The organism is Candidatus Margulisiibacteriota bacterium (genome assembly GCA_003242895.1).
Taxonomy (GTDB): Bacteria; Margulisbacteria; Riflemargulisbacteria; order GWF2-39-127; family GWF2-39-127; genus GWF2-39-127.
In genome coordinates this window covers 1-13,329 of sequence record QKMY01000004.1, presented here as the reverse complement: position 1 = coordinate 13,329, position 13,329 = coordinate 1, and the positions used below count along the sequence as shown (strand labels likewise).

Below are 13,329 nucleotides of genomic sequence, written 5' to 3'. Positions count from 1 at the left end.
CCTCCAGGTTTAATGAATAACGCCTATCTTATATTTTTTTGTTTTTTTAGTGCCGGTTGCCAGACTCCTGGCTTCAAATATCAGCAGATATACACCCTTGCTGACTTTATCTCCGGCCATGTTCTCGCCTGTCCACTCAAAGTCTCCGTTATCTCTGTTATAGGTATTGGACATATAAACAACTCTGCCGAAAATATCATATATCTTAATATTGATGTCACAAGCTTCGTTCAAGTTATAATAGATCGTGGTTTTCTGCTTGCGGCTGTCAAAGGGATTAGGATGATTAAAGAGAGTCCCAATAATCTCGGTATTGCCTGAAATCGCCGCAGGGACAAAAGAAGTAACCGCGCTGAACTGCGACCAATGTTTAGCCTTATCCTGCACTCGGTATTTATAGTAATATTTGCTCTGATCACTTACGCTGGCTGAAAGCGTGACCTGATTGGCACTAACGACATTCCCGCTACCCACAAGTAACCATGTAGGATTGTTGTTAGTCTGGGCATATACTTCATACGTTTTGATGCCGCTTTCCGGATCAAGCAATTGATCCGGGTAAATTAACAACGATATCCCTGCACTTGCTTTCGTTCTCAAAGCCGAGGTTCCAACGATCCCGTTTCCAATTATATTCATGGTCGGCGGAATTACCGGCGGGGTGAGATCAACCAAAAATCTGTTGGTAGTTGAGATATGGCTTGCTTGATCCCCGACCAGGACCAACTCCAGCTGATACATATGGTTATGCGATACAGCAAGTCCATTTACCTCAGGGAGGATAAACACGCCTTCCTGTCCTCTGAGCAGCGAGGCATAAGCGGTATCTAACCAGGCAGAATATGTATTGCTGCTCACATCAAAAAGACGATACTGCAATTTCTGGATCACATTTGCAGTTACTTCTTCATGTTCCATGAACACTGGCAGATCTACGGACCCGACATATGCGTCTACCTGTTGGGTAACAATAATCGGAACCTCTTTGGATATGACATTAAAGGTAATACTCTTTATATCTGCTAGTGTATTAATTGTGCCGATATTGCCAGATATCGTTGATGATACAAAAGAGATCAGATCAAAAGAAAAAGCAGCGCCTAAACTAGCATCGTCCTTCAAGCTGTATCTTACGGAGTAGGTCACAGTCGTTTCATCAAGCATACTTTGTGTTGTGGCAATAATGCTCAGATTGTTAGTCGCCGGATTTAACACAAAACCGAGTTTGTTATCACCTTGATATAACGAAATTTCTTTAAAAATTGACAGCCAAGGTGAAATATTTATCCGAACATCTGCCAACTGGAATAGTTTATCTTTGCCGGATGATTCGGAGCTAAAATAAATGGCAGGCTCACTTGATGATCCGGGATATACCTCTCCGACTACCTGACCAGGAGCGTCATCTAACTGCACTGATCCCGTGGGAGAATCAACCACCAGGTTATGCGCCGAACTGAGTTGAGTCCAGGTTCCTTTTACGTCTTCAAAACTTCCGCCAAACTCAATTTGTGTAGCAAAACCCTGCGGTTGATACTCTATTAAGAGATGTTTATTATTATAACTAAAATTTGCCGTTACACCGTTTATAGCGATATCCCATGATCTCAATGGTTCACTAAGTGACATATCAATATAAATACTGTCACCAAGGGCTATATTAGAAGAAGAAAAAATTAAATCTGCTATTCCCGGAGCTCCGGGACTAGACTCGTAGATGAAAAGGGCTGCCGGGTCTTCGATTTTCCAGGTGTTATTTGCGCTAATATTAAGACGGCCGCTTCCGATATAACTTTTGTTAGTAGTATTGATAGCTGTATATGTATTGGAATTGGACGTTATGCTCTGTCCCAGATCAGAATAACAGTCAATCTGATAACGCCCCGAATTCATTTGAGAAAATCCCGGGCCGGATAACACAAAGCTGATCGTTAAAAATAAGGCGATTATAATATTATTTTTCATCTATTAAATTGACCTTTTTTCTTTAAATAGCCAATGAGAAGATTACTTAATTCGATTCTGGAAATCACCATATCGCTATTGTTCGTCATCATAATCCTGTTTAGCATGTTTTCTGCCAGGTATATCTCGTAATTAAATTCATTGAGACCGGTATAAACTGCTTCGGCATACTGATTATAGGTTTTGTCGGCTTTCTCATTATCCGGAAGAGCATTAAAATATTCTGTCTGTTTAAATGCTTGACTGATAGCCTTTTTTGTATCGGTATCTAACCAGAACGTCTGCGGTTTATCCGACATATAATGCTGCTGAAATTCCCCCACCTGTCTCCTAAACCGGCCGGTATTGTAACCGAGCTCTTTCTGCGGTATCTGGCAGCTCATCAGTGGCTGTTCAACCGAAATGTCGAGCCCGTAGAAACTCAATATATCCTTAAGTTCGGAGATTTTTACATATTCATCTTTGCTGCTGACCGGAAGTGCCATGATTTGTTCCGGATTTGTACCTGTAACCATCCTTACCAGTCTATGGACTACGATTAAGCATTCTTCTTTGGTGATTAGCTTGTTTGGTCTAAGTGTATTATCAGGATATCCTGTTAATAGTTTAATATCGATTGCATCATCAAGGGCCGTACGGGGCAATGAATTCCTGTTTTCAGGAAGGGCCGGAGCACTTTCTGGCATAGACGGAATGGTTATACTATCTGTGGCGGGTAACAACGCTGGTACCTGCGTTGCAGAAGCAAGGTTAACCGATGGGACAGCAGCACATTCTGTCTCCGTCTCAACGTTGACCTGTGCGATGGGGGCTACTTTCGTATGCGCAGTTCCTGTAGCACCGTGAACCCAGGAAGGATCATAACTCATTTTAACTGATAACCGGGACAAGTTTTCTACAGTACCAAACCCATAGGCATAATCGATGCTCATCCCATACACAGATAATCCAAAGCCCACTGTTCTTTCTATGTTATTGAGCCCGCATCTAAGACTCAGGCCAAACCCTCCGTTATGTGGGAGCAATTGATATTCAAGTCCGCCATATACATCGGGATTGCCAGCTGATCGAAATATTCTGGCAACATCCATTTCGAGCAACCATTTGTTATCAAGAAAGATACTACCTGCGAAGGCCAGATCCATATTGTATTTGTCAGAAGTATCCCCAGTCGTAAATGCAACGATATTATTCAGATTAGCTGCAATTGCAAAAATATCCTTTTTCCATAGAAATCCTATATCCGCGCCATACAAGTTATCTTCGCTGATATATAATTTCCTTGAAGCATACTTAAGCGTTGTTCCTATTGATATATCGGGTAGGATCTCTTTCCCATAACTTAAAAATATTGCACTTTTAGCATCGGAAAAATATCCGGCAGGTGTAGAATTGGCCACGTCGCCTGTATGCAGTTCCAATCCATCTGTGTTAATTGCGACGTAATTAAAGGCTACATTTTCACCCAAAATAGGGATAAGTATTCCGATGTGGGTGTATTTGGAGTTCGCCAGGAGGTCGGCCCGCATGAAGGATATTGAAGGGGTAGCGATTGATGGCAACAAAGCACTATTCCAATACCCTGCAGTACAGTCATCACTAAAAGAACGGCCAGCGCTTGCCATACCCAAGGCCCTGGCTCCAATCCCATAATCCAGGAAATCAGACGCATAGCCGCCACTTTGCTCTTCGCCAAAGCAAGCAGAGGTAAGGACAATCAAAACAAAAATCGATAGAAAAAAAGATAATTTATGGCTATTTGTCACAACGTAATCCTAACCTATCACATTCTACATTATAGCAACTTCCATTCAGACAATGTAAACTTTACAGTATTTAATGAAAAAAATAACATGCCCAAAGCTTTGGAGAAATAAAAATTCCGAACCTCTTATAAGTACTGGTTTAAGGTGAAGAAGACCTCCACGTTTCAGAATATCATAAAGCGAACCTAACCGTAATAAACGGGAAGGGAAATGGGCACTACATCAAAGAACTTTTTTTGGGATGGCGTAGACCTTACTCATTCTTGGCCTGGAACCCTTGAAAAAATCACAAAATTGTCAGAGTGTTTAAAGGGCTCCCCACTCCCAGCATAACACACACCTTTTTAATAAGGGAAAACCTTAGCGAATTGAGTTATGCCTAATGACATAATGCAAAAGAATAAGCACCGATATCCTGCCGGCACTCTAATCCTTGATGAATCAGCAATAGCTGCTAAGATGTCTCTGATTAGAAATCAGGAGAACGTTAACTATTTAGTTACCAATAATAACAAAAAAGATATTTACGGGCATCAAGGCCCGATTATACGAGGAGAAGGAAAATGACAAAAAAGCTACCGATCACTCCCCATTTATGGTTCGACAAAGAAGCTAAAGAGGCAGCCGTATTCTACACATCCCTATTCGAGAACTCACGGATTAAAAGCTCTATAGTGATGAATGATACTCCTTCGGGCACGGTGGATATTATCACCATTGATCTTGCGGGGCAGGAATTTATGCTTATCAATGCAGGACCGTACTTTACATTTAATCCGTCTGTATCCTTGCTTATTGCATGCAAGACGAAAGATGAAGTTAATAACCTCTGGGAAAAACTCATAGAAGGAGGCACAGCACTCATGGAGCTTGCCGAGTATCCCTTCAGCGAAAAATATGGATGGATTCAAGATAAGTATGGCCTTTCCTGGCAGATAATGTTTGCGGGGGAGCGTAAGATAAAACAAAAGATTACCCCAACAATTATGTTTGTCGGTGAGCAATACGGGAAAGCAGAAGAGGCAATCAATTTCTATACCTCGGTGTTCCACAATGCAGAAGTTGGCGATATTGACCGGTACGGTAAAGGTGAAGAACCTGACAAAGAAGGGACTGTTAAGCACGCCTCATTCATCCTTGAGGGGCAGGAGTTTGCAGCTATGGACAGTGCTTATGAGCACAATTTTACTTTTAATGAAGCCATTTCATTCATTGTGAACTGTGATACCCAGGAAGAAATTGATTATTATTGGGAAAAGCTCTCCGCTGTCCCAGAGGCGGAGCAGTGCGGGTGGCTAAAGGACAAATATGGTCTCTCCTGGCAGATTGTTCCTACCCTAATGAGGGAGATGTTCAAGGACACTGACAGGGGTAAACTGGCCCGAGTAACAGAAGCATTCCTTAAAATGAAAAAATTTGACATTGAAAGCTTGAAAAAAGCATACGAGGGATGATTATTTGCTATTAAATATTTATAAACAAGGAAGGAGTGCATGAGGTTGCCAGGGTTTATGCCTGATCCTGTTTTTGATTCCCACACATTAGTGAGTCTTCATCCTTCGATTATGCAAATTTTATCACCAATAAAAAAGCCCACTCGAATGTAGGCGCCTAAAGCCCAGACCAATCGGCGAGGATTCCCACAGAAAGACCAATATAGAAAGAGGTTTGACCGGCAGATTGGTATGTGTTTAAAACATCGGCTTTAATAGTCCGGGGTAGATATGTGACCCCACCCAGACGTAGACTTCCGGTCAGAATGGTAAAGGGGATGCGGTTCCAAAAGTATTCTACTCCATAGTTTATATACTGAGGGGCCGGATTTAAACTATCTGTAATTAAATTAAAAACACTCAGGACAGAAGATCCGGCAAATAAAAATGCATGCTGTTCTAAGACAGTCGTGTTATGCCACCCGGAACCGCCATAATAATTAATATAACCAGTATTTGATGAATAAGAACTTCCGCCTCCATCAAATCGTCTTTCTGTTCCTGTCTCCTGATAGATATCAATGTATAGATAAGGAACAAAAAGGGCAACGGGTCCCCCTAATAGCTCTACACATTTAAGACTTCCGTGAACAGTGCCGCTGCCCAATGCGAATTCCGCGAAGGTGCAGTGGGAATTTATGCCATAGGGCTGGTCATCGGATTTTGAATAGGGCTTACTATAGACAGTCGCGATGTCGGCTCCATTAAAAAAGAACCATCCCTGATCTGACGCACTCGAGGAAATGACAAGAAGAGGCATAAAAAGTATCGCCAATGAGAGGGTTTTCAATATTTTTTTCATAAAATTCCTTTATAAAATGCGATATTAAAAAACAATCCTGCTTTTTTTGTTACGGGTTGGATAAAAAGCTCCGTAGCGTCGGGATTGAAGTAGCTAATACTTTTTAAAATATGGTCCTAACAATAACACATTTTAACTAATTGGAAAATCGGATTTGTCGAACTTAAATGGAGATGCTCTCAAGAAGAGCCGAAACTTTAATAACTATATATTGTGGGTTAGAATATTATGTCGCGTTATTCAGGATTCCCCCATCTTTGGAGTACATCCAAAAAAACTACCGATCTCTCAGTGGCTTGCGGATTTATAATTGGCTCACCGCTCCCGTCATAACACACACCTTTTTTATCAGGAAAAAGCTGTGCGAATTGCGGTATGCTTGATCTTATATCAAAATAAAATATCTTAATTTTGCTTTCTTATCGTAATACCCTAAACTTCTTTTTTAATTTCCAAAAATCTAGAGAATGGAAAGAAAATAATATTTTAGTTTGTATTAATCGCTATTAATCCTATATTCCTAATATTTATCTATAATTGACCGGAAGATACAACCTGTAGTGTAACATCAAAAAAAGAAATAACAGCAAAATCAAGTAGGAGGTAGGTGATTAATTCACCTACCGACCTCTCACACCACCGTACGTGCCGTTCGGCATACGGCGGTTCAATAGACATTAATGAACTGCCGAGTATCTTTCAGCTATAAATAGGAAACCAAGCTTCTTAAGACATTCATTGGTAAAAGTTCTTGATAATATAGGGCTGTTGGAAACTCTCCAGTAACCTTTTCTTGTGTTTGCAAATTCCCATGCCTTGGAAACTTCAATTCCCAGTCTGACTAGATTGTCATGTCGAGTTTTTATTTTCTTCCATTGCTTCCAGTAACACATTCTTATCCTTCTTCTGAGCCATTCATCCAATTCCTTAACGAGTTTCACCATATCTGCAATTCCAAAATAATTAACCCAACCTGTTATCACTTGTTTAAGTTCCAACATTTTTTGCGTCATACTTTTCGCATTGCTTCTACCTGTAATTTCTTTCAGCTTTTCTTTGAATTTTCTTACAGATTTTGAGTGTACTCGCAATCCCATTCCACCCTTTTTATGATAGAACGAGAACCCTAAAAATTTCAGTTTCCATGGTCTATCCACCGCACTTTTCTCTTTATTGACTTTAAGTTTTAACTCATCTTCAATAAATCCCGTAATGCTCGCCATTACCCGATTTGCCGCTTTCCTACTTTTGACATAAATGTTGCAGTCATCCGCATAACGACAGAATTTCAATCCTCTTGTTACAAGTTCCTTATCCAGGTCGTTCAGCATAACATTGCTGAGAAGTGGCGAGAGATTCCCTCCTTGCGGAGTTCCTTCTTCCGTCATAATAACTACACCATTTATCATAACTCCGGATTGCAGGTATTTCCTTATCAAGGATAACACCCTTCTGTCTTCTATCTTTTCCGACAGTAATCTCATAAGCTTGTCATGATTCACAGTATCAAAATATTTCGCAAGGTCTATATCTACTGCCCAAGTATACCCAGCTTCAATATATTCCTTGCATTTCTTTACTGCTTGATGCGCACTTCTTCCTGGTCTGAACCCATAACTGTTATCTGAAAATTCTCTCTCATAAATCGGTGTTAAAATTTGGGAAATGGCTTGCTGTATTACTCTGTCTAGTACTGTGGGTATCCCAAGTAGCCTTACTCCGCCGTCAGGTTTGGGGATTTCCACCCTTCTGACTGCGGCGGGACAATATGTCCCTTCCAATACAGATTGCCTGATTTGGCTGCCATTTTCTTTTAGAAAGCCCAGAAGTTCATCCACACTCATTCCGTCAATTCCATGGCTACCTTTGTTTAACTTGATCCGTTTATATGCCTTATTCATGTTGTTTCGGTCAAGAATTTCTTCAAGTAATCTTTTTGGCGTATCCACGTCCACCGTTTCCAGCCTTCTCTGACATAGAAGAAATACTCCGCGCTCCTGTATCACCTTCGAGTTCCTCTCTATTCTCATACAGGTAACTTCCTTTACGGAATTGTCTGCTATCAACGTATCTCTTCGTGTCCTTCAAATTTCGAAAACCTCCTATTGTTCAGCCCTTCCTAAATTGTTCATGTTCAATTTAGTACTACGACCTCTGCTGACTTCTGGCTATTCAGCTGTACATCACTGCACAGGTTGTTGTTTCTAAATTCATATCCGCAACTTATATGCCAGATCTCCCCAGGTAAGAACGCTTTCTTTCACTCCATCTATCTGCTGCATTTACACCGCTTATCTCGAATAGTTTTGGGCTTCGTTTTGTTTCGCAAACTCACCCGACAAGCATATGCCTTTTATGCAGTTCGTGTTCCTCAGACCGGAGTTTTGCCGCCGACTTCCTTCAGATTCCACCTCGCGATGGACACCCTTGTCTTAAGCTAATGGTTGGCACTATCAACCCCCATATCGGACTTTCACCGACAAGAAAGCGCCCATGCTGGGCGCACGAAAAAAGGGAAGCAATAATACATTTATCTGCTTCCCTGCATACATGTAATATACATTCCAATCATGCTGCTCTTAGATTAATACTTCTTGCATCGGCAATCTTAAGCTCATGTCCAAAGAGTATTGCTTCTCTTCGCACGTGATCGGCAAGTTCAGGTTTAATAATCGATGCGATATCTCCTGTTTGGATTCCTTTTAGTGCAGCCGTTTTGAAATCAATTATCATATCTACTTCTTTAACCAGAGCATCCTCTCTGCCTGAACTAATAGGATGATTGTTTTTCGTTTCCCAAAATTTTTTACTTGTTTCTAATGCCTGCATAAAAAGTTTTCCCTCAGACGGATCTAACAAATGAGCAATAAAAGATGAATGTTCTGCCATAATCTGTGCCCAAAAATCAATAATTTCATCTCGATCAAATCTAACTTCATTATTCATAAACATTTCCTGCCTGGACATGAATCTTCTTTGCTCGCGAGCAACATGATCTAAAAAGCTATTCCAGACCAGGGTATGCAATTCGCCTCTTGTCTGTTTGTCCCTTATTTCCATTTCCAGATCAAGTAATTGTTCTAATCTTGATTTTGTACGAGCATAGAGTTCTCTTATTTGACGTTCATCCAGATCCGTATTCTTTGCTTCTTCGTTAACATCGGCAAGGCCAGTCATCAATGCAACGGCTCTCTCTCTATAATCCTTTAGATCATCCATAGGAGTAAGAAGAGCAATAAATTTTGCATGTTCCATCAACTGATCACTCCAAAATATTAATTCAGACAAGGCAGTGACATAGGGATCGATACTATCTGGATTAACAAGATATACGGGTTTCAATCCTTCGCTACGGACAAATATTTGCCCCATTGCACCACTTTTAAACTCCTGTAACTGAGTCATTTTAACCCCCTCCTTAATTCTTTTTATGGGTTATACAACTTCTAAATATACATGTCAAACAAGATCATTTGATTCGGTACTCTGTTGATACTGAGCCCGTGTAGAGCGACATTTATGACTCCTTTGTTCGCAAGGATAATACATGCAAAACAAACACTCCATAGTGCTTCCTAAAACTTTAACAAGATAAAACAATATAATGATTATATTACTGAAAAAACAGACTGTCCATTAAAAGCTTACTAACAAAAGCATAGTCACATTTTTATTGTTTTGACATTAGCAGAAAGGCCTTTTCTTAAGTTTGTTTACACTCAATCCCTTATGCTTATTGGCAATTTTCTTTCAACTTAATTGCGAATGAACCGGCGACGGAGTATGCAGGGCTGATACTCCGGGTTTCGGTATTTACAATTTTTGTGTTTGCTTTTTGTTTTTTTCCATATTAACATATAAATAGTAATTATAAGCTAATATATAAATAACAACCGATAACTAACACACCATTGGTAAATATATAAGTAACTAACAAATCATTATGTATATTATGTATATTATATATATACTTTTTTTACCCCTCTCAGCACAAGAGGTAGTATCATCTCTAAAGGATCAGTGAATTGAATTATGATATTCAGAGGAATTAACCGTAAGTTCGTTATAATTATCTGCGCCCTCCTGATGTTTACTGTCATCACGCTGAGCATCATTCTGCTCTTCAAACTCAACAAGGCACTGAAATACGAGTTCTTGCTGCGGAGCCAAACTCTTGCTGCCAGCCTCGCCGATAACAGCCTTGGGTTTCTGCTGTCATACGACTACATTGGCCTCAGGGATATGACAAGTGATATGGCAAAACAACATGACGTTATATATGCAGTGATCTTTGATGCAAATGGAAAGATCCAGGGACACAATAACGCAGCCAAGGAAGGGACTGCCGTTGATGAGGAGCTGCTCGGGAGAATCAGACAGAAAGCACAGGAAATTTCGCAAAAGCAGGTATCCGGGTATGGCAGGATAACCGTTGTGGAGAAAGAGCATGACGGAAACCTGCTTTATGATCTTGCTATCCCTCTGACTAAGAGTGACAAGCTTCTCGGCGGGGTAAATCTGGGAGTATCCCTGCATAGAACCAGTAACCTCATAAAGTCCTCCATCAAATGGGTATTGATAGTTTCTATCATGGCTATCGCGATCAGCATAGGCATATCGATCGTTTTTGTCAGGCATCTGGTAAATCCGATCAAGACCCTTTGTAATATTGCAACCAATACAGCCAAAAACGGTGATCTGACGCAGAACGTTCATATTCATTCACGCGATGAAGTCGAGCAACTGGCTCAGGCTTTTAATATACTGATAAACAGTTTGTCAGATATTGTGAGGGAGCTCTTCAATGTCTCAAATACAATCATGCATTCAACCGGTACACTCGCAGAGTCGACACAGAAAATAAGTCATAAAGCTGTCGAGATCGGATCCATAAATGAAGAAATTGTCCAAGGCAATGTCATACAGCAGGAAAAAATGATGTTAGCCTCCAGGATCATGCAGGATATCGCTATCTCTGCAGAAATGTTCGCAAAGAATGCAAAGCAGACAATGGAGGTCTCATTCCAGAATTCACAGATCGCTCAGACAGGAAATGACTCCGCAGAAAACGTAGTCCGGATAATGGAACGGATCAATGAGGAAATTGTCAGGGCAAATGGAACTGTCACTTCGTTCATCGAGAGCAGCAAGGACATTAACGATATTATCGATGTGCTTACTTCAATCACGGATCAGACAGAGCTGAACACGCTGAGCCAGTCTTCGCAGGAAGTGATCTCAAAGATGACTGATATAAGAAAAGAGGTTGAAAAGTCCTCAGGTGCCGTAAAGTCGTTTGTTTCAAGAAGTACCCAAATAAACGATATGGTAGAAATGGTCAAGTCTATTGCCGAACAGACCAATATGCTGGCACTTAACGCTGCGATCGAAGCAGCCCGTGCCGGGGATGCAGGAAGAGGATTCGCTGTAGTTGCAAGCGAAATAAGAAAGCTGGCAGAAAACAGCAATAAGAAAGCTGTTGATATCAGCAAGCTGATCCTTGAGATCAATGATGAAGTAGAGAATGTCGGCAACTCAAACGCAGCAATTGATGAGCAGTCACAACAGGTGGAAGAGGCTGGGAAGAGATTTGTAAAAATGGCTGAGTGCATCAGGGTATTAACAGAAGACGCTAATAAGCGCGCAAAAGATATCAGCAGTTTAATATCGAAGATAGTTAGAGAAGTAAGCAACGTCACCGACTCCATGGGGTCCTCTTTACAGGCTGTCGAGGAAGGCAGAAAGATCGTCAGTCAAATGGGCGGATCGATGAGCCTGATCGTCAACAGCTCGTCTGAAACATTGTCCTCGATCGAGAGCATGATGAATCTGACAGACAAGCAGCTTGCCGATACCAGGGAAGCAGTTACTGCTATAAATGATATTGCTCATGTAGCCAGCGAAAATACACAGCATGCCAATGAGGCGGCAAATGCAGCTGAAGAGCAGGCAGCGGCAACCGAGGACGTTAGTGCTTCCGCCGAAGAGCTGTACTCTATGGCGGAAGGCTTAATACAGCTGGTGGGTCGATTCAAAGTTACCAATAAAGAGGACTCACTTATGCAAGGGGGTGCTTAACCGGTTCTTTATTACTGTGAAAATAAAAAAGGAGGTCCTATATGAAAATAAACCTATCCATACCGAGTTTTCTTTTGTTAATCATGCTGCTCCTGCAGAATGCTGTATTCTGTGCTACTGGAAAACAACCGATTTTTTTCGGTGTCTTGCCGCTTGAGCGGCCGGAGACTATGTTCGAGCGCTTCTATCCACTCATAGACTATCTTGAAAGAGAGACGGGCTTAGATTTTGAACTGAAGCTGTATCCGACAAAAGGTGCACGAGGGGGCTATACCTCTGCTGTTAAGGATATCGTATCAGGAGTAACACCTTTTGCATATCTGGCATCGGTCACCAGTGCCCAGGCGCGTCATCATAATCCGAAGGTCCAGGTACTTGTTTGTGCCCAGAGGGAAGGATCGCCAACCTATATCGGTCAAATCGCTGTCCGGAAAGATTCGGGTATAAAACGAGTGGAAGACCTTAGGGGCAAGCGGGTAATCGGAGCAAGCAAATCTTCCACATCAGGAAACCTTATGCCTGCAGGATATTTGCTCGAAAAAGGGATCAAAACGTCAGAGTTTGCTGCTTTGGAGTTTGCCGGTTCCCATGATAAAGCCGCACTTGCCGTACTAGCCGGTGACTACGATGCCTGCTGGATCAATGAGAAGAATTTCAATAAGTTTAGAAACCAGGGAGCAGGACTGGTATCCATATACAATCATCCTCCCGTGCCTGAATTCCCGATCTGTATCAATGTCGATGCAATCCATCCGGCTGCAATTGACAAGGTACGAAGAGCGTTATTGAAAATGCATGACACAGATCTGACAGCCATTCAGGCAATTGATGATAAGTATGAAAAATGGGTTCCGATAACCTGGAAGTCATATGATCCGGTAAAAAAAATGATCGACAAAGTACATGGACAAGCATTCTACAGTTTGACCTCAGAGTAATGCGGCTGAGATGCTCTTATGAAGACGAGAGCTGGGGCTTGCTTCAGCTCTCTACGCTTACTCCCTATAGCTTTTTCAAGTCACACCGGATTAGCATCCCCAGTCTGGACGTCATTCAGAACCTGAAACAGGTTTTCCTTATATGGTACCAAACAAATACTTAAGCGTCCATTGACCCATTACGAAAGGGTGCAGATACTTTCGGTGGGTAAATAACCTTTTGGCAGTTTGAAGTTGGTTGGCGGTTTGGATTGAGATTTTTCCCAGGCTGCAACCTTGTTTTGCAA

At 41.4% G+C, this 13,329-nt stretch carries 8 protein-coding genes and 1 pseudogene; 4 read left to right on the top strand and 5 right to left on the bottom strand.

What is annotated here, in order from left to right:
- Positions 1 to 9: 9 nt before the first annotated feature.
- Positions 10 to 1,965, bottom strand: a complete 1,956-nt coding sequence (locus DKM50_00325; GenBank protein ID PZM84863.1) for a hypothetical protein — start codon at positions 1,963 to 1,965, stop codon at positions 10 to 12.
- Entirely contained in the window at positions 1,962 to 3,731 is a 1,770-nt protein-coding gene (locus DKM50_00320) for a hypothetical protein (GenBank protein ID PZM84862.1), read from the bottom strand. The genes DKM50_00325 and DKM50_00320 overlap by 4 nt, the downstream gene beginning before the upstream one ends.
- Before the next feature lie 375 nt (positions 3,732 to 4,106).
- Between DKM50_00320 and DKM50_00315 the strand changes: the two genes are divergently transcribed.
- A complete protein-coding gene (locus DKM50_00315; protein ID PZM84861.1) occupies positions 4,107 to 4,298 on the top strand; it encodes a hypothetical protein in 192 nt (63 codons plus the stop codon).
- The gene (locus DKM50_00310; protein ID PZM84860.1) at positions 4,295 to 5,185 is read left to right on the top strand and encodes a VOC family protein; all 891 of its coding nucleotides are present in this window, start codon (positions 4,295 to 4,297) and stop codon (positions 5,183 to 5,185) included. The genes DKM50_00315 and DKM50_00310 overlap by 4 nt, the downstream gene beginning before the upstream one ends.
- A gap of 157 nt (positions 5,186 to 5,342) precedes the next feature.
- On the opposite strand, the gene DKM50_00305 is transcribed toward DKM50_00310, so the two are convergent.
- The 3 genes and pseudogenes from DKM50_00305 to DKM50_00295 form a co-directional block, all read right to left on the bottom strand.
- Positions 5,343 to 6,026, bottom strand: coding sequence for a hypothetical protein (locus DKM50_00305; GenBank protein ID PZM84859.1), 684 nt, complete (start codon positions 6,024 to 6,026; stop codon positions 5,343 to 5,345).
- A 677-nt stretch (positions 6,027 to 6,703) separates the two neighbouring features.
- Positions 6,704 to 8,003: pseudogene (gene ltrA, locus DKM50_00300) on the bottom strand (group II intron reverse transcriptase/maturase).
- A gap of 591 nt (positions 8,004 to 8,594) precedes the next feature.
- Positions 8,595 to 9,431, bottom strand: a complete 837-nt coding sequence (locus DKM50_00295) for a hypothetical protein (protein ID PZM84858.1) — start codon at positions 9,429 to 9,431, stop codon at positions 8,595 to 8,597.
- A 627-nt stretch (positions 9,432 to 10,058) separates the two neighbouring features.
- Here DKM50_00295 and DKM50_00290 point away from each other — a divergent pair.
- Together DKM50_00290 and DKM50_00285 are read left to right on the top strand one after the other, a co-directional pair.
- On the top strand, positions 10,059 to 12,104 hold the full coding sequence (locus DKM50_00290; protein ID PZM84857.1) for a hypothetical protein: 2,046 nt from the start codon (positions 10,059 to 10,061) through the stop codon (positions 12,102 to 12,104).
- A 41-nt stretch (positions 12,105 to 12,145) separates the two neighbouring features.
- Positions 12,146 to 13,042, top strand: coding sequence for a hypothetical protein (locus DKM50_00285; protein PZM84856.1), 897 nt, complete (start codon positions 12,146 to 12,148; stop codon positions 13,040 to 13,042).
- Positions 13,043 to 13,329: the final 287 nt, after the last annotated feature.